This window comes from Nonomuraea sediminis, from assembly GCF_018531495.1.
Lineage (GTDB): Bacteria > Actinomycetota > Actinomycetes > Streptosporangiales > Streptosporangiaceae > Nonomuraea > Nonomuraea sediminis.
The window spans coordinates 876,910-901,852 of the sequence record NZ_JAHDTI010000002.1; the positions used below are offsets into that span (position 1 = coordinate 876,910).

The following is a 24,943-nucleotide window of genomic DNA, read 5'->3' on the forward strand; positions in this document are numbered from 1 at the left end:
TTGGGTTACGGCCCAGAGTACGGCTGCCGCCCGACAAAAGCCGGGCAACGAGCTGCTTAGTGCACGTCGGGGCGGATGACCTTGGTACGCAGGATCCCCTCGTTGAGGTTCATCTGCCGGTCGAGCTCCTTGACCGTCGCGGGCTCCGCGGACAGGTCGATGACGGCGTAGATGCCTTCCGACTTCTTGTCGATGTCGTAGGCAAGGCGGCGACGGCCCCAGACGTCGACCTTCTCCACGTTGCCGCCGTCGTTGCGGACGACAGTGAGGAACTGGTCGAGGGACGGCGCCACAGTGCGCTCATCGAGCGAAGGGTCCAGGATGACCATTACTTCGTAACGACGCATGCGGGACTCCAACCTCCTCTGGACTCTGCGGTCACGACACTCTGCCGTGACAGGAGGACGCTGACGTTTCCACCCGGCGCCTCTCTTCGGCGCCACGGGCATATCACAACGCAGCCCGACCAGGTTACCAGCAGCCCACGGGTGGGAAGGCATGTAGGAACGAAGGGGGTGGCAGCTGTGCCACATGTGCTTCAACCCTCCGAGAGCGAGCGCTTCAAGCTCACGCTGAACAGCGACGGTCGCTCGCACCCGGTCGAGAACATCATGTCCATCACCACGTTGGTGCTCGGTCTGGTGGCCTTCGTCACCACGTTCTTCACCGAGCTCCACTGGATCTCCGCGTGGGTCGGCGTGGCGGGCTTCGGGGTCGGTCTCTTCTCCCAGTACATCTCCGTGACCACTCCGCAGCGCTCGATCAACATCGTCGGGATCGTGGCCTCGTTCGTAGGCGCGGCGCTCGGCATCGCCCACGGAGGGTTCCTGCCCAGTTGAGAAACGGCCCCGCCCCGGGGCCGTTTCCTTTTCTATGTCACTTGCCGATGTGCAAGTCCACGCCGAGCAGGACCAGGAACCAGAGGAACACCGCAAGCAGCGCCTCGGCCAGGCTCCTGAGGAACCCCGCGGTGATGTAGCCGTGGACCCACGCCACGTAGATGCCGATCAGGACGTAGATCAAGATGATCAGCGCGCGCCATCGGACCATATCGTTCTCCTCGAGTCAGGGGGCGCTCTGCGACTGCCCTGGGACGAGGTCGCCAAACGGCCGGTCCGAGGCTCACGGCCCCGGGATAGGCTCGGTCGCATGGTCCTCATCGGTGCGCACGTCGACCAGGACGATCCCGCCGCCCGCGCGGCCGAGATCGGAGCCGAGGTCGTCCAGTTCTTCCTGGGCGACCCGCAGGGCTACAAGGGGCCCGAGCTGCCCGCCCAACCGGTCGAGGGGGTGGACTTCTACATCCACGCCCCGTACCTGATCAACGTGGCCACGACCAACAACCGGATCAGGATCCCCAGCCGCAAGCTGCTCACCCAGCACCTGACGGCCGCCGCCGACCTGGGCGCCAAGGGCCTGATCGTGCACGGCGGCCACCTCAACAAGAACGACGATCCCCAGGTCGGCTTCGACAACTGGCGCAAGGTGTTCGAGCGGCTCGAGGAGCACCGCATCCCGGTCCTGATCGAGAACACCGCGGGCGGCGACAACGCGATGGCCCGCCGGCTGGAGCGGATCGCGCGCCTGTGGGAGGCGGTGGGCGACTTCGAGGTCGGCTTCTGCCTGGACACCTGCCACGCGCACGCCGGCGGCGAGGAACTGGTGGACCTGGTCGAGCGGGTCAAGGCCATCACCGGCCGCATCGACCTGGTGCACTGCAACGACTCGCGCGACGACTTCGACTCCGGCGCCGACCGCCACGCCAACCTGGGCCAGGGCACCATCGACCCGGAGGCGATCCTGGCCGTGTGCCGGGCGGCCGGCGCGCCGATCGTGGTGGAGACCCCGGCCGACGGCCAGGCCGACGACATCGCGTTCCTGCGGAAGAACCTCTAGGTAAATACACAGCCTGTGGATAACTTCCCTGGATTACCGAGCGCGGAGACTGGGTAGAGAGATCAGCCCGCCCAGGCGCCCGACAGGAATCTGGTCGTGTTGACCACCATCAGCGGCCCGGCGATCAGGGCATAGCTGACGATCACCCACCTGTGCCTGGTCGCCACCCGCGCCAGCGCCACCCACAGCGGAAACCACAGCAGCAGCGACCGCGGGATCGACAGGTAGTAGGCGGAGGTCATCAGTGCCGCCGCCTGCAGCCCGCAGTAGACGACCTCGCTCCACCTGCGCTGTACGGCCAGCCACCCCAGCACGGCCAGCGCCACCACCGCCCCGACGATCTCCATCCGGAACGCCACGGCGAAGTCGTCGTGGCCCATCGCCGAGTGCCAGGTGGTGAGCCAGGACTTCCACGGCGCCACCATGTCCCTGCCCCATCCGGCCTCCTGCGCGTGCTTCCACGCCAGCCAGTCGCCGGAGCGCAGGTAGTGGTAGATGGAGTAGGCGATCAACGGCACGAAGGGCACGACCAGCCAGGGCGCCTGGCGCGGCTTGCGCTGCGCGACCAGCTCCACGATCAGCGCGACCGCGAGGAACAGGCCGGTGATGCGCACGCACGAGGCCCCGGCCGCCAGCACGGCGGCCAAGGGCCAGCGGCCCTGGCGCGCGGCCAGCCACGCGGGGATGGCGAAGGCCAGGAACAGCGACTCGCTGTATCCGGCGGCCAGGAAGACGGCCATCGGGAACAGCAGCAGCCCGAGTACGGCGGGCCACCCGGAAGCCCCTTCGTGCTCGGCCAGCCGGGCCAGCGCGACCGTCGCCACCGCCCCGGCGGCCAGCGAGACGATCAGCCCGCACGCCGCCCAGTCGGGCACCACCAGGTGGAGCAGGCGCAGGGCCGCGGGCAGGCCAGGGAAGAAGGCGGGCAGCCCGGGGTCCGCCGGCTTGGCGGGGTCGCCGGCGTAGCCGTACTGGGCGATCGTGATGAACAGCCCGGAGTCCCACTTGTTCCACGAGGCCACGTAGGCCGAGAACGTGGATCCCAGCAGGGTCGCGACCAGCAGCCCCGCGCGCGAGCCGAACCAGAGCAGGAGCCCGTCACGCCCCGCCGAGCGCGTGATCATCGGTAGGCGGCACGCAGCGTGAACCGGTCGGGCGCCTCGTCGAAGACGCCGCCGGCCTGGTCGTCCACTCCGGCCTGCCGTACCACGTCGTGGTCGGGGCGCAGGACGTCGCGCACGACGAACGCCATCATGATCGCGATCGTGATGATGCGTCCCCAGACCGCGGTGAAGTAGGTGTCGTCACCGATGCCCAGGTCGGGACGTTCGACCGGCGGCTGGGTGAGCAGATAGAGCCAGATCGCGAAGAAATACCACATCTCGGCGATCTGCCACAGGGCAAGCGGCTTCCAGTTGGGTCTGGCCAGCACGGCGAAGGGCACCAGCCAGAGCACGAACTGCGGCGACCACACCTTGTTGGTCATCATGAACGCGGCCAGCGCCAGGAAGCAGATCTGGGCCAGGCGCGGCCTGCGCGGCGCGGCGAGCGTGAGCACCGCGATGCCCAGGCACAGCACCGCCAGCGAGAACATGCCCAGCACGCTGACGTCGGCGGTGCCCAGGATCGGCCAGCCCTTGTTCTGGAAGAACAGCCAGGGCGAGCCCCAGTCGATGCCGCGTTCCTGGGAGAAGACGTAGAAGCGGCGCCAGCCGTCCCAGGCCAGCACCATGAACGGCAGGTTGACCACCAGCCAGGCCGCCGCCGCCGAGCCCAGCGTGACCAGGAAGGGCCGCCAGCGGGCGGTGCGCAGCGTGAGCAGGAGCAGCGCGCCGACGAACATCAGCGGGTAGAACTTGGTGGCGATCGCCAGGCCGAGCAGCACCCCGGCGAGCACCTGGCGGCGCCGCGCCCAGGCGAGCAGCATGCCCATGGACAGCGCGCCGGCGACCAGGTCCCAGTTGATGTAGGCGGCCAGGATCACCGAGGGCGCCAGCGCGTACCACAGGGCGTCCCAGCGCCTGGTCGGCCCGGCCACCGCGGCCATCAGCAGGACACCGGCGACCAGGCTGACGCCCAGCACGATCACGGTCAGGTCGTAGAACAGGACGGCCTGCGGCGCGGCGTTCTCGATGCCGCCACCGACCACCGCGCGGGCGATCCTGGCCAGCACCTGCATGACCTCGCCCAGCACCACCGGGTACTCGACCTGCTTGTCGAAGGGCACGTGCGCGAAGTACGGGTCCTGCGTGGCCAGCTGCCGGTCGAAGTAGAGCGGGTAGATGTCGGTGTAACAGAAGTTCTGGTACGTCGAGACCTGATCATTCCACCCACCGGTACGGCACGGCAGCCGCACCACGTAGGCCAGTACCGCCCCCAGGGCCGCGAACAGCCCCAGGGGCAGGTACGGCACGGCCCGCATCATCAGCGGCGGCCGCTGGCCGGTGGCCAAGTTCATTGATCCTCGCGCCTGGTGGCCATGGGATCGGGGATGCTCGGCCGCTCGGCACCGCCGCCGAACCCGCCCTGGTCACCCTGATCGGTGGGGAAACCGTTGTTGTTGGGGTCTTCGGTGACGTTGTCGTTGTTGCCATCACACGGGGTGATGATGCCGCAGTTCGAGTTCGGGTCCGTCTCGTCCGAGAACGGGTCGGTCGGCGTGGGCGTCGGCGTCGGGCTGGGCACGATGTTCTCGGGCTCGCCCAGGTCGGCCTTGGCCGGGAACTGCTCGACCGGCTTGTTCTGCAGGGCCAGCTGCATGAACGAGCGCCACACCGAGGTGGGCGGGCCAGCGCCCTCGAAGCGTAGCGAGACCTCCTTGGGCCGGGTGTAGGGGTGGTTGCCGTTGTACTTCGTGCTCGCCTTGCCCTTGGGGGTGATCGGGCAGTTGGAGTAGATCGGCTGGACGATCGTGCCCTTGGACGTCACGCACTGCTCGCGGTACATGCCGACCGCGGCCGTCAGCTGCGGGGTGAAGCCGACGAACCAGGCTTCCTTCTCGTCGTTGTTCGTGCCGGTCTTACCGGCCGCGGGGCGGTTGCCGAGCCCCTTGCCCGCGGCGGTACCGCTCCTGAGCACCTCCTGCATGGCGGTGGTCGCGTCGGACGCGGCCTCCGGGCTGATCACCGACTTCTGCGCGCGCTGCTCGGGGTAGACGATCTGCTTGCCCCGGTAGACGTCCTGGACGACGTGGTACTTGGTGTACCGGCCGCCGTTGGCGAAGATCGAGTATCCGGCGGCCTGCTCGACCGGGGTGACCAGGGCGCTGCCGATGGCGAACTGGTAGGAGTGCGCCTTGACGTCGTTCTCCATGCGGGTCGTGTCGAAGCCCGCGTTCTCCACGATCTTTTTCACGTCGCCCAGCTGCCCGGGCAGTTTGAATGCCATGGAGACGTAGGCGGTGTTGACCGACTGGGCGGTGGCCTTGATCACGTCGATGGAGGCACCCACGTTGTGACTGTTCCTGAAGCCGCCCGCCTGCTGGCCGGGCAGCTCCTTGGGCACGGTGTGGTTACCGGGGACATAGCTCTTGAGCGAGTAGCCCGCCTGCAGCCAGGCGGCCAGCACGTAGGGCTTGAAGGCGGAAGCCGCCTGCTTCTTGGAGTCGAAGGGCTCGTTCCACGGGTCCTTGAGGTAGTTGGTGCCACCGTAGAAGGCCACGACCCGGCCGTTCTTGGGGTTCACCGCGGCCAGGCCGGTGTGGAACTCCTTGGACATGCTCGAGGTGTTGCTCAGCACCGCGGTCTTGGCGGCCTCCATCAGCCTCTTGTCGAAGGTGGAGACGATCTTGTAGCCGCCGCTCCTGACCTCGTCGGGGCTGACGCCGCGCTGCTTCAGCTCCTCCAGCACCTGGACGATCATGTAGCCCTTGATGCCGCCGTACTCGTTGCCGTCGCCGGGCTTTTTCACCTTGGGGAACTTCGCGGTCGCCGGGAGCTGGCCGTACTTCTGCGGCCACAGCTCGGCCATGTTGGTGATGACGGTCTTGAAGCGGTCCTGCAGGGCGGGCGAGTCGTCGGCCCAGCTCGGCGTCTGGATGCGGGCAGCCAGGTAGGCCGCCTGCACCGGGGTCAGGTCCTTGGCGTGGACCTTGGAGCCGAAGTAGGTCTGCGCGGCTGCCTCGATGCCGTAGGCGCGGCCGAAGTTGATGGTGTTGAGGTAGTTCTTGAGGATGTCCTCTTTGGACATGTTCTTGTCAAGCTTGACCGCGATGAAGATCTCGCTGATCTTCCGCTTGATCGAGACCTCTTGGCTGAGGCCGTTGAAGTAGTTGCGCGCCATCTGCTGCGTGATCGTCGAGGCGCCCTGCAACTGCTGGCCGGTGGCGGTCATCCACACCGAGCGGACCATGCCGGAGATGGAGATGCCGGGGTCGGTGTAGAACGTCTTGTTCTCGATGGCGACCGTCGCGTCCTTGATCGAGTCTGCCATGTTCTTGTAATCGATGATCTTGCGCGGCGTGCCGAGCCTGGCGATCTCGGTCTTGCCGTCGTTGTAGTACAGGACGCTCTGCTCGGCCAGCGCCTGGTCCTGGACGCCCGTGGGCAGCGGCGTGTTGGCGTACGCCACGGCGATCATGCCGAAGACGCCCGCCGCGAGCACCGCGAACGAGGCCATGACGATCTTCCAGTTGGGGATGAAGCGGCGCCAGCGCGGCCTGTCGTCATCCCCGCCACGACGCGGGCCCTCAGGACCCTGGGGGCCCGATGGACCGCCAGGCGCGCGCCCGCGTGCCCTGCGCGGCGGCGCTTCGCTGACCACGGTCTCCTGGTTGGACCGGCTGCGGGGCTGGCGCGGCTGCTCTCCCGGCTGGGCGGGCATCGCGCCCGTCTGCTCGAACGCGGCCTCAGGACGACGCTGCGACCCTGCCGCGCCACCCCAGGTGGCGTCGCCTGTTTGCGGAGGCGAGCCTGAGGGCACGGAACGGGACGAGGCGGAGCGACGGCGCCGTCCACCAGGGCGAGCCGTCCCATCATTGCTGCTGTAACTCACACGTCCTCGCATCGTCGTCGGTAGCACGGCGGGTGTGGGCGTGAGGCACCTCGCCGCCCTCGGTATCAGGGTTGGCCGAGGAGATCCGGCGGCCCGTTGCCGAGGACGAACGAAACCGTCAGGTGGTTCCAGGAACAACCTTGGCAGACCTCGACGACGTACACCCGGAACTCGTCGTAATCATGTGCCATCTCGGCGAGTTCCGACGCGCCCTTTGCTTGACCGGCATGTCGTCCGAGGGAATCTCCGTAGACATAGGTCACGTTGGTGACGTTCTCCCGCTCGCACACGGGGCAGGGGCGATCCGTGGCTTCCCCGAAGTGCCGTGCCGCGCGCAGGAGGTAGGGCTGTGCGTCACAGACATCGCCGGGCGACGTGCGCCCGGCGCGGAGCGAGTGGACGACCGCCCGCTTGGCGAGACCGTAATCCACCACCCTTCTCTGTGACCACATGAGCGCCAGACTACGGCTTTTTACCGATTCATCCCAACGGCTTGGTCAACTCATTGATTGCGGGCATATAGCGGAGTGACGTATCTTCGGGATGTATCGGCTCGATACATCGACACGAGAGGGGGCGGTTCCGTTGGTAACTGGACAGGGCAGAGTGCTGGAGCTCGCCGTGCTCGGGTCGCTGCACGAGCAGCCGCTTCACGGCTATGAGCTGCGCAAACGGCTCAACGCTCTGTTGGGGATGTTCCGTGCCTTCTCCTACGGATCGCTTTACCCCTGTCTCAGATCCCTGCTGCAGCAGGGTCTTATCGTGGAAGAGCAGCCGGCGCCCACCACGATCGTGGGCGGCCGATCGAAGATCGTTTACAAGCTGACCGCCGAAGGCAAGGAGCGCCTGCAGGACCTGCTGACGCAGGCCGGGCCCTCCGCGTGGGAGGACGAGAGCTTCGGCGTCCATTTCGCCTTCTTCCGGCACACCGAGGCCGAGGTCCGGCTGCGCATCCTCGAGGGCCGCCGCAGCCGCCTGGAAGAGCGGCTCGACAGCGTCCGCACTGCCCTGGCACGCACCAGGGAGCGCCTGGACAGTTACACACTGGAGCTTCAACGTCACGGCCTGGAATCGGTCGAGCGCGAAGTGCGTTGGCTCAACGAGTTGATCGCGACAGAGAGACAGGCCTCCGAGAGGCCTGAAACACATACGGATGAGTGAAGGAGCGAGTGCGATGGGTTCGGTTCGCGTGGCCATTGTCGGAGTCGGCAACTGCGCGGCGTCGCTGGTCCAGGGCGTTCATTACTACAAGGACGCCGATCCGGACACCCGAGTGCCGGGCCTGATGCACGTGAAGTTCGGCGAGTATCACGTGGGTGACGTCGAGATCGTCGCCGCCTTCGACGTCGACGCCAAGAAGGTCGGCCATGACGTCTCGGAGGCGATCTTCGCCAGCGAGAACAACACGATCAAGTTCACCGACGTGCCGCCCACGGGCGTGATCGTGCATCGAGGTCACACCTATGACGGCCTGGGCGAGTTCTACAGGGAGATCGTCGAGGAGTCCGACGAGGCGCCCGCCGACGTGGTCAAGGTGCTCAAGGACGCCAAGGTCGACGTGCTGGTCTCCTACCTGCCGGTCGGCTCGGAGGAGGCCGACCGCTTCTACGCGCAGTGCGCGATCGACGCCAAGGTCGCCTTCGTGAACGCGCTGCCGGTCTTCATCGCCTCCGACCCCGAGTGGGCAGAGAAGTTCACCGAGGCCGGCGTGCCGATCGTGGGTGACGACATCAAGTCCCAGGTCGGCGCCACGATCACGCACCGCGTGCTGGCCAAGCTGTTCGAGGACCGCGGCGTGGAGCTGCTGCGCACGTACCAGCTCAACTTCGGCGGCAACATGGACTTCATGAACATGCTGGAGCGCAAGCGGCTCCAGTCCAAGAAGATCTCCAAGACGCAGTCGGTCACCTCGCAGATCCCGCACGAGATGGGCAAGGCCGACGTGCACATCGGCCCGTCCGACCACGTGCCGTGGCTCGACGACCGCAAGTGGGCCTACGTCCGCCTCGAGGGCCGCTCCTTCGGCGACACCCCGCTGAACCTGGAGTACAAGCTCGAGGTCTGGGACTCGCCCAACTCGGCCGGCATCATCATCGACGCCGTGCGCGCCGCCAAGATCGCCCTGGACCGCGGCATCGCCGGGCCGATCCTGAGCGCGTCGAGCTACTTCATGAAGTCGCCGCCCGTGCAGTACTCCGACGACGAGGCGCGCGACTACGTCGAGAAGTTCATCCGCGGCGAAGTCGACCGCTGACGTTCGCCCACTTCTGCTGACGTTCGTCAGAACCTCTTTCTGAGGTACGGCAAGCCACCGCCACCGGCCGCCCGCCGCACTTCGGCTGAGGACCCGCGAGCGGCGCTTCCGGCGAGTCGACGCAACAACCTCGCCGCCACGACGCACGGGATCCGCCTCCCCCGGGAAGCGGATCCCGTTCGCGTTTCGGGGGTACGGCAGTCGGGTTGCCTCGGCCCGCGGAACAGGCGGCGACGCGCCGGGTCGGCCAGACCGGGGACGGCGGAGGTCAGCGCCCTGTACGGCGGCGAAGCGGGACCATGGTGCCCGGAGAACGTAACGCCGTGACGGCGGGAAGCGGGACCGTGGTGCCCGGAGAACGAAACGCCGTGACGGCGGGCAAGCGGCACCGACTCGCCGGAAGCGCCGGACGCGGGCCCTCAGCACACGACGGCGGGCGGCCGGTGGCGGCGGCCTCGCCGTACCTTCCAAATCTCTAAAGCAAGTACATCCGAAGTCTCTGAAGCGAGTACATCCGATGCCGTGTCGCTAAAGCCGAGCAGCAGGCGGCAGCTCGGCCGCGGAAGCGGGGCTCCACGAAGCCGGGTCGGCGCCGAGGTCGTCGAGGTGGGGGACCTGTTCGCGGCACCAGGGCGAGATGGCGAGCAGCCCGTTCATGACGCCCTCGGCGAACTCCTTCCACGGCATCCACATGACCTCGGACACCTCGTCCGGGTTGGGGTCCGCGGGCCCGTCGACCTGGACGCGGTAGACCGGGCACAGCTCGTGCTCGACGATGCCGTTGGCCATCACCGCGCGGTAGGCGAAGCTCGGCAGCATCAGGTCGATCCGGGCCGCATCCAGGCCCAGCTCGTAGGACAGGCGGCGACCGACGGCGTGCTCGACGGCCTCGCCGGGCAGCGGGTGTCCGCAGCAGCTGTTGGTCCACGCCCCAGGCCAGGTGGTCTTGTGCTCCGCCCGCCTGGTCAGCAGCACTCTGCCTTCCTGGTCGAAGACATAGCTGGAGAACGCCAGGTGGCGCGGTGTATCCGTGCCGTGCACCGACGATTTGGGTGCGGTGCCGATCGCGTTTCCCTCGCCGTCGACGAGCACCACGTGTTCCTCTGTCGTCACGCTATGAAGCGTACCGTGATCATGAGCACGATTCGGACACGATTCCATCCTGCGGTACCAAGCGGCCGGGGCTAGTCTGACACCGTGTCATTCGTCGCCGATCTAAGCGTTGTCCTGCGAGGTAGGGATTTCCGGCGGCTTTTCGGTACCCGCCTGGTGTCCCAGTTCTCCGATGGGATCTTCCAGTTCGGCGTGGCCGGATTCGCCTTTTTCAATCCCGAGAAGCAGACCACAGCGCTGCAAGTGGCCACGGGCCTGGCTGTGCTGTTGTTGCCGTACAGCATCCTGGGGCCGTTCGTCGGCGTCTTCATCGACCGGTGGTCGCGGCGGCAGATCCTGATGATCGCGCCGCTCGTGCGCGGCGTGCTGCTGGTGACCGCCGCCGTGCTGGTCGCGGCCGGCGCGCCCGACGCCGCCTTCTACGCGGCCGCGCTGGGCGTGCTCGCGGTCAACCGGTTCTTCCTGGCCGCGCTGGGCGCCTCGCTGCCGCACGTGGTGCCGGCCGACCGGCTGATGGCCGCCAACGCGGTCACCCCCACCTCCGGCACGGTCGCCACCTTCATCGGCGTGGGCGTGGGCTTCCTGCTGCGCGACATCTTCGGCGCCGGCCCGGGCGGCGTGGCCCTGCTGCTGGTCACCTCGGGCGTGGTGTTCATGCTGAGTGCGCTCGTGGCCCGCACGATGGAGCGCTCCCTGCTCGGCCCCTCCTACGACCCCGAGCGCCCCCAGGCCCGCGAGGAGGTCCGCAACGTCCTCGTCGGCCTGATCGAGGGCGCCAGGCACCTGGCACAGCACCGCGTCGCCGCCGCCACGATGGGCGCCATGGCCACCCACAGGTTCCTGTACGGCATGGCCACCGCGCTGGGCATCATCCTGTACCGCTACTACTTCACCGACGGCGACGCGGAACAGGCGTTGAAGGGCATCGGCCTGGTGGTGGCGACCTCCGGCGTCGGCTACTTCCTGGCCGTGTTCCTGACCCCGTGGGCCACGGCCCGCTTCACGGTCGAGCGGTGGGTGCCGATGGCGCTGGTCGCGGCGGGCGTGCTCACCGGGGTGCTGGTCGCACCGTTCCAGGAGTGGGGGCTGCCCGTGGCCGGCTTCGTGCTGGGCATCGCCGGCCAGAGCGTGAAGATCTGCGCCGACACCATGGTCCAGCGCGACGTGGAGGACGTCTACCTGGGCCGGGCCTTCTCCATCTACGACATGCTGTTCAACGGCATGTACGTGCTGGCCGCGGCCCTGTCGGCGGCGATCCTGCCCGCCAACGGCAAGTCCTATCTGGCGCTGGCGATCATCGTGATCGGCTACCTGGTCGGCGCGCTGATCTACCGGCTGGTCACGCGCCGTCTCGCGGTAGGTTCTCCTCCGCCCACTTCAGCAGCGCCTCGGTAGCCGCCTCCTCACCGAGCACGCCCTGGTCCAGGCGCAGGTCAAGCAGGAACTTGTAGGCCTTGCCGACGACCGGGCCCGGCCCCACGCCGAGGATGCGCTGGATCTGGTTGCCGTCGAGCTCCGGGCGGATCTTGCCCAGTTCCTCCTCCTCGGCCAGCCGCGCGATGCGCTCCTCCAGGTGGTCGTAGGTGCGCGAGAGCGCCTGGGCCTTGCGCTTGTTGCGGGTGGTGCAGTCGGCCCTGGTCAGCTTGTGCAGCTGGTCGAGCAGGTGACCCGCGTCGCGCACGTAGCGGCGCACGGCGCTGTCGGTCCACTCCCCCGTGCCGTAGCCATGGAAGCGCAGGTGCAGCTCCACCAGGTGGGACACGTCGGTCACCACGTCCTTGGGGAACCTGAGCTCGGTCATGCGCTTCTTGGTCAGTTGCGCGCCGACGACCTCGTGGTGGTGGAAGGACACCCGGCCGCCCGGCTCGTGGCGGCGCGTCTTGGGCTTGCCGATGTCGTGCAGGAGCGCGGCCCAGCGCAGGATCCGGTCGGGCTTGCCGTCCTCCTCCTGGGCGATGGCCTGGTCGAGGACGGTCAGCGTGTGCTCGTAGACGTCCTTGTGCCGGTGGTGCTCGTCGATCTCCAGGCGCAGCTTGGGCAGCTCGGGCAGGACGTGCGCGGCCAGGCCGGTCTCGACCAGCAGGCGCAGGCCCTCGCGCGGGTAGGCGCCGCAGATCAGCTTGTCCAGCTCGTCGCGGATGCGCTCGGCCGAGACGATCTCGATCCGCTCGGCCATCTCGGCCATCGCCCGTACCGTGGACTCCTCGACCGTGAAGCCGAGCTGCGAGGCGAAGCGGGCGGCCCGCAGCATGCGCAGCGGGTCGTCACCGAAGGACTGCTCGGGCGTGCCGGGAGTGCGCAGCACCTTGGCCGCCAGGTCGCCCAGCCCGCCGAAGGGGTCGACGAACTCGTTGCCGGGCAGCCGCACCGCCATCGCGTTGACCGCGAAGTCGCGTCGCTCCAGGTCGGCCTCGAGGGTCTCGCCGTACATCACCTCGGGCTTGCGGGACTTCGGGTCGTAGGACTCGCTGCGATAGGTGGTGATCTCGATCTGCCACCCGTTCTTGCGCAGCCCGACCGTGCCGAAGTCGATCCCGATCGTCCACACCGAGTCGGCCCACGGCCTGACGAGCTCCAGTACGCGCTCGGGGCGGGCGTCGGTGGTCAGGTCGAGGTCGTTGCCGCTGCGGCCGAGCAGGATGTCGCGTACCGGGCCGCCGACCAGGGCCAGCTCGTGCCCGCGCGCGGCGAAGAGGCGGCCGAGGTCGTCGGCCACCGGAGCGATCTTGCGGAACAGGTCGCCCATGGCGCGCTGCTGCGTGTCGGTCAGATTTGAGGGTGACAAGCTGGGTAGGTCCTTCTCGCATTCCGGAACATATCCCCCGAGCCACACCGGGTCCGGGTTACCTTTCGGTCAGAGGACCGTCGGGGGCCAATGGAACGAGGCAAGGAGCGTATACATGAAGGACGCCCTCGCGATCCACCGCTGGCTCCTTGCACACCAGGTCCATCATGAGATCGTACGCCTTCCGCGCCCCATGACATGCGTGGAGGAACTGCCCGGGGCGGTCTCCGCGGCCCCCGAGCGCTGCGTGGCGGTCACGGTGTTCGAGGTCACCACCAGGTTGGGCCGCGAGGTGGTCGCCACCGTCTCCTCCGTGTCGGCTCCCCCCAAACCGGGCGTGGTCGGCGGGCTGCTCGGCGTCCGCAAGGTACGGCCGGCCGCCGCCTTCCTGGTCAACTCGGCCACCGACTACGCCGCCGGACTGGTATGCCCGCTGCTGCTGCCGCGATCGCTGCCTGTGCTGATCGACGACCGGCTGAGACCCGATACGGGACCGATCTTCACCGCCACCGGCGAACGCCACACCGCGCTCACACTTCGCGCTCTTGACCTGCTGACTCTCCTGTCCGGAAAGACGGTGGACCTACGTGTTCCGCGCCCCAGGGGATCGCGTCAGGCGGTCGCGTCGCGGCACTGAGCCCGTACCATTGCGGGCGTGCGCCGTACTCCAGCCGGGGTGGACGCGTGATCCGTAAGGCCGCGCTGATCGCCTCCCTCTCCGCCGCGTTGCTCGCCCCCATGGTGGCGACCGCGCCGAGTGCGGCTGCCGGGAAGCAGGCCGTCGCGCTGACCCTGGGCTCGGTGACGCCCGACTACTCCACGGAGCTGAACACCGAGATCAAGTTCTCGGGCACGGTGTCCAACACGACCTCCACGCCGCTTTCCGGGCTGACGATCCGGCTGCGTTACAGCCCGCAGAGGTTCGCCGATCGGGCCTCGATGCGAGCCTTCCTGGCGGGATCGACGACGCAGCAGTTGACCCCGTCGACGACCTCCCAGCTGTCCAACCAGGCGGTGGCCGCCAACGGATCGCTTTCGTGGGAGATCACCCGGAGCCCCGTCCAGCTCTCGCTGAGGCAGTACGGCGTCTATCCGGTGGCCGTCGAGGTGGTGCAGCTCGGCTACCAGGTGATCGCCGAGCAGCGCACGGTCATCACCTACGCCCCCACCACGCCCGGGCAGAAGCCGCAGAAGACCAAGCTGGCCGTCGCGCTGCCGGTGATCGACCAGCCGCACCGCTCCGACGATGCCCACTTCGTCGACGACAAGCTGGTCAACGCCCTCGGCCAGAAGGGCATGCTCACCAACCTCGCCAAGATCGCCAAGTCGGCGCCCAAGAGCGTCACCTGGTTCGTCGAGCCCGGGCTGCTCGACGACCTCAACCAGATGAGCTCCCCCTACACGGTCAGGACCAAGAAGAACGGCGACCAGGCCAAGCCCGCCAGCCAGGAAGCCAAGCTCTGGCTCGACACGATGCGGGCCGAGCTGGCCAGGTCGCCCGTCGCGGCCCTGCCCTACGCCGACCCCGACGTGGCGGCGCTGGCACATCAGGGGCTCGACACGCAGACCGCCAAGGCGCTCGCGCTCGGCGGCCAGAAGGCCAGGCAGCTGCTCAAGCGCGACGACATCCAGACCGCGCTGAACTGGCCGGTCGACGGCGTCCTCGACGCCGACGCGCTGGACCTGCTGTCGGTCGGCCACGTCCAGGGCGTGCTGCTCAACTCCGCCAACGTGCCCACCCAGCAGCCGGTCACCTACACCCCCGACGCCGCCGCCACGCTCGACACTGTGGGCGGGCCGGTCACCGCGCTGCTCACCGACCCCGAGCTGAGCCGCACGTTCGAGTTCGAGCCCGGCGGCCAGGGCTCGACCACGCTCAACAAGCTGCGCTTCATCGCCGAGACCGCGATGATCGCCGGCGAGCCCGGCCAGACCACGCCCCGCTCGGTCGTCGTGGCGCCCTCGCGCCGCTGGAACCCGAACCCCATGCTGGTCACCACCTTGCTGAAGACCGCCGGCAAGCTGCCGTGGCTGCAGCTCACCCAGCTCGGCTCGATCAAGCCGGGCAAGACTCAGGTGCCGCGGGCCGGGCTGACCTATACCGAGCAGAACCGCAAGGACGAGCTCGGGCCCAAGTACCTCACCCCGATCAAGGAACTGGCCGCCAACGCGGCCCTCACCTCGCAGATCACCGTGAACAAGGGCGATTCGCCGTTCGACGCGGCCGTGCTGCGCGCCGTCTCCGGCGCCTGGCGCAACAGCACCCCGGCAGGGCGCGGCCTGACCAAGCAGGTACAGAGCACGGTCAAGACCACGATGGGCCAGATCCAGATCACCGGCGCCGACCGTCCCCGCACCCTGGCCGGCAGCGAGGGTCAGGTGCCCATCAGCGTCCGCAACTCCGGCACCCAGACGATCTCCCTGTTCATCGACGTGAAGTCCAACGACCCGGACGTCCTGGCCGTCGACTTCAACCCGAAGGAACCGCTGACGATCCTGAAAGGGCAGAGCGGCGGCGTGCAGGTACCGATGGCGGCCAAGTCGAGCGGCGACGCCACGGTCACGGTCCAGCTGCGCACCGCCGACGGCCAGCCGTACGGCAAGGCTTCCAGGCTCACGATCCGCACCACGGGCTACACCGGCATCGCACTGGTCATCGTCGGCGCCGCGCTGGCCGTCATGCTGGCCGCGGTGGTGACGCGGATCCTGCGACGCAGGTCGCTGAAGAAGCCCGCGCGCACCCCCCAGACGCGAGAGAGTGAGTCGGTATGAGTCGACTGCTGCGCGCCAGCGCCGTCATGGCCGCGGGAACGATGGTCTCCCGGGTCACCGGCTTCGTCAGGACGATGGTCCTGGCCGCCGCGATCGGCACCGCCACCATGGGCGACGCCTACAACGCCGCCTACGCCATCCCCTACAGCATTCTCGACCTGCTGCTGCTCGGCGTGCTGAGCAGCGTCGTGGTGCCGATGATCGTCAAGGCCCAGCAGCACGAGCCCGACGGCGGGCGCGCCTACGAGCAGCGCCTGATGACGCTGGCCACGGTGGCGCTGGCCGTCGTCGCCGTGCTGGCCGTGCTCGCTGCCCCCCTGCTGATCGACCTCTACACCACCAACTGGAACGCCGACAGCCACAAGTTCCAGGTCGCGGTACGGCTGGCGCAGTTCATCCTGCCGCAGCTGGCCTTCTTCGGCGTCGGAGCCGTGGCGGGCGCGATCCTCAACACCCGCGACCGCTTCGCCGCCCCGATGTGGGCGCCGGTGCTCAACAACCTCGTGGTCATCGGGGTGCTCATGGTCTTCCTGCTGACCACGCCCGCCGCGTCCCGCACCGACGTCGACCAGATCTCCAACGGCGACCTGGCGCTGATCGGCCTGGGCACCACGGCGGGCATCGTGGCGCAGGCGATCGTGCTGATCGTGGCGCTCAAGCGGGTCGGCTTCTCCTTCGTGCCACGCTTCGACGTGCGCAACGCCCGGCTCGGCGAGATCGGCAAGGCCGGCGCCTGGACCATCGGCTACACGGTGATCACCCAGCTGGGGTTCATGCTGACCACGAACCTGTCCAGCGCCGCCGGCGACGCGGTGCCCGGGCACGGCATCTCGCCCTACACCTACGCCTTCCAGCTGTTCCAGCTGCCCTACGGCGTCATCGGGGTGTCGGTGATCACGGCCATGCTGCCGCGGATGAGCCGGGCGGTGGGCGAGCACCGCTTCGGCGACGTGCGGACCGAGTTCGGCTCCAGCGTGCGGCTGATCAGCTCGGTCATGGTGCCCGTCTCCTTGATGATCATGGTGCTCGGCCCCGCCATCACGGTCCCGATCTACGCGCACGGCGCGACGCCGACCGAGGACGCCATCTACATCGGCAACGTGCTGCAGGTCTACGGGCTCGCGCTGGTGCCGTTCGCGATCTTCCAGCTGCTGCTGCGCGTGTTCTACAGCTTCGGCGACACCCGCACCCCGGTGTTCATCGGCGCGGGCACGGTCGCCGTCAACGCCGTGCTGATGCTGGTCTTCAACTCCCTGCTGTCCCCCGAGTACGCCGTCATGGGGCTCGCCTTCGCCTACGCGGTCTCCTACGCCGTGGGCGCGCTGGGCGCGTGGATCCTGGCCAGCCGGCGGGTCCAGGGCCTGGGCGGTTGGCAGATCGGCTCGGCGATGACCAGGATGTACATGGCGGCGCTGCCCACGGCCGTCCTGGCGCTGGCCGCGGTCTGGCTGGTTCAGGAGGTGTTCGGCGGGCTCAGTTTCGTCAACTCGCTGATCACTTTGGCCATCGGCGGCGGGGTCGGCGGGCTGGTCTACCTGGCGGTGGCACACAAGATGCGCATCCCGGAGGTCAATTCCATCGTTGGGATGGTCGCCGGACGGGTAGGCCGGTAAAGAACACGGACGCGATCGAGGCAGCACTACCATGGTGCCCGACACGCGCGAATGGAAGCAGGAGGGGCGTGGGCGGATCCACCCGGCATAGCGTGCCTACGTGGGCAACCCCCGCGCAGGCGGGTACAGCCATGAGCGGAGTGAGCCTGTGAGCACGTCTGCGGTGGAGCCCGGCACCCGCCTCGCCGAGCGCTTCCGGCTCGAGGACCGCGTGAGCGAGTCCGACGGCGCCACGCTGTGGAAGGCCATCGACGAGATCCTTGCGCGTCCGGTCGCCGTGCTCACCTTCGGGCCCGAGTTCCCCCGCGTCCACGAGGTCGTCACCGCGGCCAGGGCCGCCAGCCGGCTCACCGATCCCCGGCTGACCCAGGTGTTCGACGCGGCCGAGGACGACGACTACTCCTACGTGGTCAGCGAGTGGGTCACCGGCGAGACCCTGTCCGACCTGCTGGCCGCCGGCCCGCTGGAGCCGGAGCGGGCGGCCGGGCTGGTGGCCGAGGCCGCCGAGGCCCTCGCGCACGCCCACGAGTCCAACCTGTACCACCTGTGCCTGCGTCCCTCCCACCTGGTGTGGACGACGGGCAACACCGTCAAGGTGCTGGGCGTGGCGGTCGACGCCGCCCTGTCCGGGCTCACGACCGACCAGCCGGCGCTGGACGACGCGGAAGGCCTGGGCCGCCTGCTGTACGCCGGGCTGACCGGCCACTGGCCGGGCGACGAGGAGGAGGGCGGCCTGCCGGCCGCCCCCATGAGCGACGGCCACTTCTGCACGCCGCGGCAGGTCACCGCGGGCGTGCCCGGCTACCTCGACACCGTCACGATCAGGGCCGCACTGCCCGAGTCGCGCAAGGGGCAGAGCGCGCTGGCCAGCCCGGCCGAGGTCGCCGAGTCGCTGGCCGGCGTGGCCAGGCCGATGCCCATCCCGATCTCCTACACCTCGCCGCCCGCCGTCACCGCGACCTCGCACTCCGAGGGCCTGGAGACGCGCGAGCGTCCGGTGCCCGTCCAGCTGCCGCCCCCGCCGCGCCGTTCCTCCAGCGTCGTCAGCCGGGTGCTCATGACCATCGTGGTGCTGCTGGTCATCGCCGCCGTCGGCGTCGGCGCCTGGACCGTCGGCCGCAGCCTGGGCAGCCCCAGCACCCCCTCGGCCCAGCAGTCGCCGAGCACCTCCACCTCGGCGTCGGCGCAACCGCAGGTCGTCAAGCCGTCCAAGGCCAGCGGGTTCGACCCGCTCGGCGACGGCGACGAGAAGTCGGAGATGGCGCCGCTGACGATCGACGGCAAGACCAGCACGTTCTGGAAGACCGACAACTACAACAGCGCCGAGCTGGGCAACCTCAAGCCGGGCGTCGGGCTGCTGCTCGACATGGGCAAGTCCGTGCAGGTCAGCGACGTCGTGGCGACGCTGGGCGAGGCGTCGGGCGGCGCGGTGGAGCTCAAGGTCGGCGACAAGCCGGAGCTCGACTCCCTCAAGACCGTCGCCACGAACAAGGATGCAGCGGGCAAGATCACCCTGACCCCGAGCCAGCCCGCAAGCGGTCAGTACGTTTTGATCTGGTTTACGCGTCTTCCGGCGGATGCAGGGAAGTTTCATGGCACCATCTATGAAGTAGTGGTGCACTCTCCAGGATCGGCATAATCAGGAATCCCTCTTGTGAACTCCCCACCTGACACACCTTCCGGCGCGGAGCGCCCGGCCGTCACGGACGCCGAGCTGCTGGCCGCGCACATCGACGGGGATCCACATGCGTTCAGCGAGATAGTCAAGAGGCACCGGGACCGCATGTGGGCGGTCGCCCTGCGGACCCTCGGCGACCCCGACGAGGCGGCAGATGCCGTACAGGATGCCTTCGTGTCCGCCTACAGGAAGGCGAACACCTTCCGTGGCGAGGCCGCGGTCACCACCTGGCTCCATCGCATCGTCGTCAACGCCTGCCTCGACCGGATGCGCAGGAAGTCCGTCCGGCCGGTGGCCGACGACGAGCTCATCGAAGCCGCCGAGCGCGACACCCCGATGCCCGACCAGACCGTCGAGCGCGAAGTCTCGATGGAGGTTTCGGCCGCGCTGAAAATGCTGCCCGCCGACCAGCGGGCGGCGCTCGTGCTGGTCGACATGATGGGCTATTCCGTCGAAGACGCAGCTCAGGTGCTTGAAGTACCCAGCGGCACCGTGAAGAGCCGGTGCGCGCGGGGTCGCGCGAAACTTGCCCCAATTCTTTCGCATCTGCGGAACCGATCTGACCTCACTCGCGTCTCATCCGCGAAGGGAGCAGAACTTCGTGACGGGTGATACGCACTACGATCTGGAGATCCTGGCCGAGCTGGCCGAGGGCCTCCTGGACGCCGGTACGGCCCGCCAGGTACGCGAGCATCTCGCGGTATGCGACCCCTGTGGGGAGCTCCTGGCAGACTTGGCGGCGGTTCGCGAGGTGCTCGCGGCGACTCCCACGCCGGCCATGCCGATGGGGGTGGCGCTGCGCATCGACAAGGCGCTGGCCGCCGAGGCAGGGGCCGCGGGCGGGGGTGTCGGCCTTGTGACAGCACCCGACTGGGACGATCTCATGCGCGACGCGCCATGGGAGAGCAAGCCAGTCGAGGAGCCGGTCAGGCTCGGCGTGGTCAACGACGACGGCACCATCAGGGTTGCGCAGCGGAGACGCCGGCGCTGGGCGATGCCCGCGGTGGCGGCGGCCGCGGCCGCGGTGGTGGTCGGCACGGCGGCGGTCTCGACCGGTCTGCTCGCCTCAGGAGGCGGGACCCCGAGCACGGGCGGGCCACAGCTGGCCCAGTCCGCCTCGCCGCCCAAGGACCACACCAAGGCCAAGAGGTTCACGCTGACCGACAGCGGCCACAACTACAGCGACGGCGAGCTGCGCCAGCCGCTGGAGGGCTTCCTGGCTCCGGCGCCCATCGTCGGAGGCGGATCGGCCGACGTCGACAAGGTCACCAAGTGTGTCAACCGGATCAACGACCGGAGCAACCTCAAGGCCTTCGCCGTCGACCAGGGCCAGTACAACGGCCAGGACGCGCTCGTCGTCACCTCGTGGAAGGACAAGGCGGCCAAGCGGGTTCGCGTCGATGTCATCGACCCCTACAACTGCAAGCCGCTGCGTAAGGCGATCCTCGGACGCTGGTAAACCACACAAAGCCCACGCAAGAGCCCGCTTCGGCGGGCTCTTGCGCGTTGTGGGTAGGGGGTGGGAATGCCAACGCCCTAGGATCTGTTGAGGCCAGCAGCAACAGCAGACGAGGAAGGCGTGAGAGCGTTGAGCGACGTTCGTAACGTGATCATCATCGGGTCGGGTCCGGCCGGATACACCGCGGCCGTCTACTCCGCACGCGCCGAACTCAAGCCGCTTGTCTTCGAGGGCTCCGTCACCGCGGGCGGCGCGCTCATGAACACCACCGACGTGGAGAACTTCCCCGGGTTCCCCGACGGCATCATGGGCCCCGACCTGATGGACAACCTGCGCAAGCAGGCCGAGCGCTTCGGCGCCGAGCTGGTCGCCGACGACGTGGTCGAGGTGGACCTTGAGGCCAACCCCAAGGTGGTCAAGACCTACACCGACACCTACTACGCCAAGTCGGTCATCCTGGCCATGGGTTCCGGCTACCGCGAGCTCGGCCTGGAGAACGAGAAGCGCCTGTCCGGCCGCGGCGTGTCCTGGTGTGCCACCTGTGACGGCTTCTTCTTCCGCAACAAGGACATCGTGGTCATCGGCGGCGGCGACACCGCGATGGAGGAGGCCATCTTCCTGACCCGGTTCGGCCGGATGGTCACCGTCGTCCACCGCCGCGAGGAGCTGCGCGCCAGCAAGATCATGCAGGAGCGGGCGTTCGCCAACGACAAGATCCGCTTCATCTGGGACAGCGAGGTCGTCGACGTGCTCGGCGACTCCAAGGTCGAGGCCGTGAAGCTGCGCAACGTCAAGACCGGCGAGGAGAGCGAGCTGGCGACCGACGCGCTGTTCCTGGCCATCGGCCACGACCCGCGCACCGACCTGGTCAAGGGCCAGATCGACCTCGACGAGAACGGCTACATCAAGGTGGCCGCCCCCACGACCGAGACCAACATCGACGGCGTTTTCGCCGCCGGCGACGCGGTCGACCACATCTACCGTCAGGCCATCACCGCGGCCGGCACCGGCTGCTCCGCCTCGCTCGACTCCGAGCGCTGGCTGGCCACCAACGAGAAGTAGGGAGCGCACCGTGAAGGCTGTTACCGACGCCACCTTCGAGGCAGAGGTCCTCAAGAGCGACAAGGCCGTCCTGGTCGACTTCTGGGCGGAGTGGTGCGGCCCGTGCCGTCAGGTTGCTCCCATCCTGGAGGAGATCGCCAAGGAGCACGGCGACAAGCTGGAGATCGTCAAGCTGAACATCGACGAGAACCCGCAGGTGCCGCGCGACTACGGGGTGCTGCAGATCCCGACGATGAACGTCTACAAGAACGGCGAGGTCGTCAAGCAGATCATCGGCGCCAAGCCGAAGGCTCTCCTCCTCCGCGACCTCGAGGGGATCATTTAGCCGTTCTTGGGTACGGCGAGATTCTTGGGTACGGCGAGCCGCCGCCACCGGCCGCCCGCCGCACTTCGGCTGAGGACCCGCGAGCGGCGCTTCCGGCGAGTCGGCGACACTCTCCCGCCATCACGACATACGGGACCCACTTCCCCCGGGAAGCGGGTCCCGTTCGTTTTTGGCCAAACTTTCCCGATGCCCCGCGATGGGCCTCTCCCAGACGCCATGCCGGGCGCCGGGCGCCGGGTCGGCGAGACGGGGTACGGCGGAGATCGGCGCCCTGTACGGCGGCGAAGCGGGACCGTGGTGCCCGGAGAACGAAACGTCGTGACGGCGGGCAAGCGGCACCGACTCGCCGGAAGCGCCGGAAGCGGGCCCTCAGCACACGACGGCGGGCGGCCGGTGGCGGAGGCCTCGCCGTACCAGAGCCCCCGCGGCCCAAAAGCCCCTGAAACGGCCTAGACGGGGCGGAGGGCGCGTTCTGGGGTCATGGAGCCGAGAAGGCGTTCCAGGGCGACCTCGACGTCCTCGCGCCACGACACGGCCGTCTTGAGCTCCAGCCGGAGGCGCGGGAAGCGCAGATGCGGGCGTACCGTCTTGAAGCCCACCGAAAGCAGGTAGTCGGCGGGCACCACGCAGCTCGGCTCCTCCCACTTCAGGTCACCGAACGCCTCGATGGCCTTGACGCCGCGGCGCGTGAGGTCCTTCGCGACGCCCTGGATGAGCATGCGCCCCAGCCCCCCACCGGAGAATTCGGGCACGATGTGGGCGGTCATCAGCAGAACCGCGTCCGCGCTGACGGGCGAGGTCGGAAAGGCCACAGAACGCGGGCTATACAAAGGCGGGCTATAGAGGACAAAACCGGCGGGCACTCCGTCGACATACGCGATCTTGCCGCAACTACCCCACTCGAGTAGCGTGGCCGAGATCCACGCCTCTTTCTCCAGCGCAGGATCGCCTGACTCCACCGCGCGCTCGCCGCTGACCGGGTCGAGCTCCCAGAACACGCACCGCCGGCAGCGCCGCGGCAGATCGTCCAGATTATCCAGGGTGATGTTGACCAGCCGACGCGACAACTAGGGCCCCAATCGTTTGCCCGGAAAAGCGCGCGAAAACCGCGTCTATAGCTGGCATCGTAGCCCAGTGACGATGAGGGGAGCGGGTGCACGCCACTCGTGGCCCGTCACGTACTCTGGTTTCTCAGGTCAAATTGACACCTAGGAGGTGGACCGTGACAGAAGAGCAGGATCACGGTCGGACACCCGCGACCCAAGGGTCGCGCATCGACGCCTACGTCGATCGGTACGCCGCACGAGCTACCGGGATGGTCGCCTCCGAGATCCGAGCTCTTTTCGCCGTCGCGTCGAGGCCCGAGGTGGTCTCGCTCGCCGGCGGCATGCCGTACGTCACGGCCCTCCCCCTCGACATGGTCGGCGAGCTGGTCTCCGACCTGGTCACCAGGCGTGGCCCCGTCGCGCTGCAGTACGGCTCCGGGCAGGGCGATCCGCACCTGCGCGAGCAGATCTGCGAGGTCATGCGGCTGGAGGGGATCGAGGCCGGGGCGGACGACGTGGTCGTCACCGTGGGCTCACAACAGGCGCTCGACCTGATCACCCGGATCTTCATCGACCCGGGTGACGTGGTTCTGGCCGAAGGTCCCTCATACGTAGGGGCGCTGGGGACATTTGCCGCATATCAGGCTCGCGTGGTGCATATCGCCATGGACGATCAGGGCATCATCCCTGAGTCGCTCGCCCAGACCATCCACGCGCTGCAGGTCACGGGCACGCGGATCAAGTTCCTCTACACGATCCCGACCTACCACAACCCCGGCGGCGTCACGATGAACGTGGCGCGGCGGCAGCAGGTGCTCGACATCTGCCACCGTGCCGGGATCCTGATCGTCGAGGACAACCCGTACGGCCTGCTCGGCTTCGACGGCGAGCCGCTGCGCGCCCTGCGGGCCGACAATTCCGACGGAGTGGTGTACCTGGGGTCGTTCTCCAAGACGCTCGCCCCCGGCTTCCGCGTCGGGTGGGCCCTCGCACCGCACGCCATCCGCGACAAGCTCGTGCTGGCGATGGAGTCGGCCGTGCTGTCGCACTCGTCGTTCACGCAGCTGGCCGTCGGGCAGTACCTGGCCACGCAGCCGTGGCGGGAGCAGATCAAGACGTTCAGGGAGCTCTACCGCGAGCGACGCGACGCGCTGCTCGACGCCCTGGAGGCATTGATGCCCCCCGGTGTCACGTGGACCAAGCCGGCCGGCGGGTTCTTCGTGTGGGCCACGCTGCCGGAAGGCCTCGACTCCAAGGCCCTGCTGCCCCGCGCCGTCGCGGAACGCGTCGCCTTCGTGCCCGGCACCGGGTTCTTCTCCGACGGCAGCGGGTCCCGGCAGATGCGCCTGTCGTTCTGCTACCCGCAGCCGGACCGCATCCGCGAAGGCGTCCGCCGCCTCGCCGGGGTCATCGAGCAGGAACTCCGCCTCCGCGACACCTTCGGCACCGGCACCGCCCCCACCCACACAGGCGTAGACACCCCGGGCCCCGACCTCGCCTAACGCCCGATTGGGAGGGGTACAGCGGCGCCGTACCCCTCCCAATCCCGCCACCTCCCCACGCGCCCCTCTCGGCGCGCCCCCTTCCCGCACGTCCCTCCTTCGTGACGCGCCCCCCTTCCCGCCGCATCCCCTTCCCGCACGTCCCTCCTTCGTGACGCGCCCCCTTCCCACCGCATCTCTTCCCCCACCGCATCTCTTCCCCCACCACATCTCTTGCGGCCGCATCCCCCTTCCCGGCGCGCCCCCGCTCCTGCGCTCTCTCCTCGGCATGCCTCCCTTTAGCGCGCCCCAGGCCCGCGTTCCCTTCCCCAGCGCGGCCGCCCCTCGGACATGCCACAACCCCTTCCTGACGGGCCCCTACACACCCCCACCCCCTCCCGCCGCGCACCCCGTTCCCGCGCGTATCCCTTCCCGGCGCATCCCCTTCCTGGCGCACCCCGTTCCCG

Annotated in this window: 23 protein-coding genes; 14 read left to right on the plus strand and 9 right to left on the minus strand. The window is 68.5% G+C overall.

Annotated elements, in window-relative coordinates; all coding sequences use genetic code 11:
- Window positions 1-56: 56 nt before the first annotated feature.
- A complete protein-coding gene (rpsF, locus tag KIK09_RS12235) occupies window positions 57-347 on the minus strand; it encodes a 30S ribosomal protein S6 (RefSeq protein ID WP_214319051.1) in 291 nt (96 codons plus the stop codon).
- Window positions 348-524: 177 nt separating this feature from the next.
- On the opposite strand from rpsF, the gene KIK09_RS12240 reads away from it, so the two are divergent.
- Window positions 525-839 (plus strand): hypothetical protein, encoded by a 315-nt coding sequence (locus tag KIK09_RS12240; RefSeq protein WP_308164042.1) that lies wholly within the window; start codon window positions 525-527, stop codon window positions 837-839.
- A 37-nt stretch (window positions 840-876) separates the two neighbouring features.
- Here KIK09_RS12240 and KIK09_RS12245 read toward each other — a convergent pair whose 3' ends face one another.
- Window positions 877-1,050, minus strand: coding sequence for a hypothetical protein (locus KIK09_RS12245; RefSeq protein WP_214319052.1), 174 nt, complete (start codon window positions 1,048-1,050; stop codon window positions 877-879).
- 99 nt (window positions 1,051-1,149) lie between these two features.
- Here KIK09_RS12245 and KIK09_RS12250 point away from each other — a divergent pair, with 99 nt between their 5' ends.
- A complete protein-coding gene (locus KIK09_RS12250) occupies window positions 1,150-1,896 on the plus strand; it encodes a deoxyribonuclease IV (RefSeq protein ID WP_214319054.1) in 747 nt (248 codons plus the stop codon).
- Window positions 1,897-1,958: 62 nt separating this feature from the next.
- On the opposite strand, the gene KIK09_RS12255 is transcribed toward KIK09_RS12250, so the two are convergent.
- The 4 genes from KIK09_RS12255 to KIK09_RS12270 form a co-directional block, all read right to left on the minus strand.
- Complete coding sequence (locus KIK09_RS12255; RefSeq protein WP_214319056.1) at window positions 1,959-3,020, minus strand: mannosyltransferase family protein; 1,062 nt, start codon at window positions 3,018-3,020, stop codon at window positions 1,959-1,961.
- Complete coding sequence (locus KIK09_RS12260; RefSeq protein WP_214319058.1) at window positions 3,017-4,354, minus strand: glycosyltransferase family 87 protein; 1,338 nt, start codon at window positions 4,352-4,354, stop codon at window positions 3,017-3,019. Before KIK09_RS12260 ends, KIK09_RS12255 begins: the two co-directional genes overlap by 4 nt.
- Window positions 4,351-6,816 (minus strand): transglycosylase domain-containing protein, encoded by a 2,466-nt coding sequence (locus KIK09_RS12265; RefSeq protein WP_214319060.1) that lies wholly within the window; start codon window positions 6,814-6,816, stop codon window positions 4,351-4,353. The genes KIK09_RS12260 and KIK09_RS12265 overlap by 4 nt, the downstream gene beginning before the upstream one ends.
- Window positions 6,817-6,953: 137 nt before the next feature.
- Complete coding sequence (locus tag KIK09_RS12270; RefSeq protein ID WP_214319061.1) at window positions 6,954-7,340, minus strand: DUF5318 family protein; 387 nt, start codon at window positions 7,338-7,340, stop codon at window positions 6,954-6,956.
- Window positions 7,341-7,473: 133 nt separating this feature from the next.
- On the opposite strand from KIK09_RS12270, the gene KIK09_RS12275 reads away from it, so the two are divergent.
- Window positions 7,474-8,049: a PadR family transcriptional regulator gene (locus tag KIK09_RS12275; RefSeq protein WP_214319626.1), complete on the plus strand. Its 576-nt coding sequence runs from the start codon at window positions 7,474-7,476 to the stop codon at window positions 8,047-8,049.
- Window positions 8,050-8,062: 13 nt separating this feature from the next.
- Window positions 8,063-9,142 (plus strand): inositol-3-phosphate synthase, encoded by a 1,080-nt coding sequence (locus KIK09_RS12280; RefSeq protein ID WP_214319062.1) that lies wholly within the window; start codon window positions 8,063-8,065, stop codon window positions 9,140-9,142.
- 528 nt (window positions 9,143-9,670) lie between these two features.
- Here KIK09_RS12280 and idi read toward each other — a convergent pair.
- A complete protein-coding gene (gene idi / locus KIK09_RS12285) occupies window positions 9,671-10,255 on the minus strand; it encodes an isopentenyl-diphosphate Delta-isomerase (protein ID WP_308164043.1) in 585 nt (194 codons plus the stop codon).
- 156 nt (window positions 10,256-10,411) lie between these two features.
- Between idi and KIK09_RS12290 the strand changes: the two genes are divergently transcribed.
- Complete coding sequence (locus KIK09_RS12290) at window positions 10,412-11,650, plus strand: MFS transporter (protein ID WP_308164044.1); 1,239 nt, start codon at window positions 10,412-10,414, stop codon at window positions 11,648-11,650.
- Here KIK09_RS12290 and KIK09_RS12295 read toward each other — a convergent pair.
- Window positions 11,595-13,001, minus strand: a complete 1,407-nt coding sequence (locus KIK09_RS12295) for a CCA tRNA nucleotidyltransferase (protein ID WP_214319627.1) — start codon at window positions 12,999-13,001, stop codon at window positions 11,595-11,597. The two genes, KIK09_RS12290 and KIK09_RS12295, sit on opposite strands and share 56 nt — an antisense overlap.
- Window positions 13,002-13,233: 232 nt before the next feature.
- Between KIK09_RS12295 and KIK09_RS12300 the strand changes: the two genes are divergently transcribed.
- The 8 genes from KIK09_RS12300 to trxA all read left to right on the plus strand — a co-directional run bounded on the left by KIK09_RS12300 (window position 13,234) and on the right by trxA (window position 21,949).
- On the plus strand, window positions 13,234-13,677 hold the full coding sequence (locus tag KIK09_RS12300) for a YbaK/EbsC family protein (protein ID WP_250573092.1): 444 nt from the start codon (window positions 13,234-13,236) through the stop codon (window positions 13,675-13,677).
- A 47-nt stretch (window positions 13,678-13,724) separates the two neighbouring features.
- Window positions 13,725-15,812: a DUF6049 family protein gene (locus KIK09_RS12305; protein ID WP_214319072.1), complete on the plus strand. Its 2,088-nt coding sequence runs from the start codon at window positions 13,725-13,727 to the stop codon at window positions 15,810-15,812.
- On the plus strand, window positions 15,809-17,425 hold the full coding sequence (gene murJ, locus KIK09_RS12310) for a murein biosynthesis integral membrane protein MurJ (protein WP_214319074.1): 1,617 nt from the start codon (window positions 15,809-15,811) through the stop codon (window positions 17,423-17,425). The genes KIK09_RS12305 and murJ overlap by 4 nt, the downstream gene beginning before the upstream one ends.
- 148 nt (window positions 17,426-17,573) lie before the next feature.
- The gene (locus KIK09_RS12315; protein WP_214319076.1) at window positions 17,574-19,064 is read left to right on the plus strand and encodes a protein kinase family protein; all 1,491 of its coding nucleotides are present in this window, start codon (window positions 17,574-17,576) and stop codon (window positions 19,062-19,064) included.
- A 15-nt stretch (window positions 19,065-19,079) separates the two neighbouring features.
- Window positions 19,080-19,715 carry an RNA polymerase sigma factor SigM gene (sigM, locus tag KIK09_RS12320; protein ID WP_214319077.1) on the plus strand — a complete coding sequence of 212 codons (636 nt, stop codon included), beginning with the start codon at window positions 19,080-19,082 and terminating at the stop codon, window positions 19,713-19,715.
- Window positions 19,705-20,562: an anti-sigma factor family protein gene (locus tag KIK09_RS12325; RefSeq protein WP_214319079.1), complete on the plus strand. Its 858-nt coding sequence runs from the start codon at window positions 19,705-19,707 to the stop codon at window positions 20,560-20,562. Before sigM ends, KIK09_RS12325 begins: the two co-directional genes overlap by 11 nt.
- 129 nt (window positions 20,563-20,691) lie before the next feature.
- Window positions 20,692-21,624 (plus strand): thioredoxin-disulfide reductase, encoded by a 933-nt coding sequence (trxB, locus tag KIK09_RS12330; RefSeq protein WP_214319081.1) that lies wholly within the window; start codon window positions 20,692-20,694, stop codon window positions 21,622-21,624.
- A gap of 10 nt (window positions 21,625-21,634) precedes the next feature.
- Window positions 21,635-21,949, plus strand: a complete 315-nt coding sequence (gene trxA / locus KIK09_RS12335) for a thioredoxin (protein WP_214319083.1) — start codon at window positions 21,635-21,637, stop codon at window positions 21,947-21,949.
- A 449-nt stretch (window positions 21,950-22,398) separates the two neighbouring features.
- Here the strand turns inward: trxA and KIK09_RS12340 are convergent, their stop codons facing one another.
- Window positions 22,399-23,016, minus strand: a complete 618-nt coding sequence (locus KIK09_RS12340) for a GNAT family N-acetyltransferase (RefSeq protein ID WP_214319085.1) — start codon at window positions 23,014-23,016, stop codon at window positions 22,399-22,401.
- 248 nt (window positions 23,017-23,264) lie between these two features.
- Between KIK09_RS12340 and KIK09_RS12345 the strand changes: the two genes are divergently transcribed.
- Window positions 23,265-24,497: an aminotransferase-like domain-containing protein gene (locus tag KIK09_RS12345; RefSeq protein ID WP_250573096.1), complete on the plus strand. Its 1,233-nt coding sequence runs from the start codon at window positions 23,265-23,267 to the stop codon at window positions 24,495-24,497.
- Window positions 24,498-24,943: the final 446 nt, after the last annotated feature.

Coding starts and splice junctions, on each gene's coding strand:
- rpsF (WP_214319051.1), bottom strand. CDS start 347: ATGCGTCGTTACGAAGTAATGGTCATCCTGGACCCTTCGCTCGATGAG.
- KIK09_RS12245 (WP_214319052.1), bottom strand. CDS start 1,050: ATGGTCCGATGGCGCGCGCTGATCATCTTGATCTACGTCCTGATCGGC.
- KIK09_RS12250 (WP_214319054.1), top strand. CDS start 1,150: ATGGTCCTCATCGGTGCGCACGTCGACCAGGACGATCCCGCCGCCCGC.
- KIK09_RS12255 (WP_214319056.1), bottom strand. CDS start 3,020: ATGATCACGCGCTCGGCGGGGCGTGACGGGCTCCTGCTCTGGTTCGGC.
- KIK09_RS12260 (WP_214319058.1), bottom strand. CDS start 4,354: ATGAACTTGGCCACCGGCCAGCGGCCGCCGCTGATGATGCGGGCCGTG.
- KIK09_RS12270 (WP_214319061.1), bottom strand. CDS start 7,340: ATGTGGTCACAGAGAAGGGTGGTGGATTACGGTCTCGCCAAGCGGGCG.
- KIK09_RS12280 (WP_214319062.1), top strand. CDS start 8,063: ATGGGTTCGGTTCGCGTGGCCATTGTCGGAGTCGGCAACTGCGCGGCG.
- KIK09_RS12295 (WP_214319627.1), bottom strand. CDS start 13,001: ATGGGCGACCTGTTCCGCAAGATCGCTCCGGTGGCCGACGACCTCGGC.
- KIK09_RS12300 (WP_250573092.1), top strand. CDS start 13,234: ATGACATGCGTGGAGGAACTGCCCGGGGCGGTCTCCGCGGCCCCCGAG.
- murJ (WP_214319074.1), top strand. CDS start 15,809: ATGAGTCGACTGCTGCGCGCCAGCGCCGTCATGGCCGCGGGAACGATG.
- KIK09_RS12345 (WP_250573096.1), top strand. CDS start 23,265: ATGGTCGCCTCCGAGATCCGAGCTCTTTTCGCCGTCGCGTCGAGGCCC.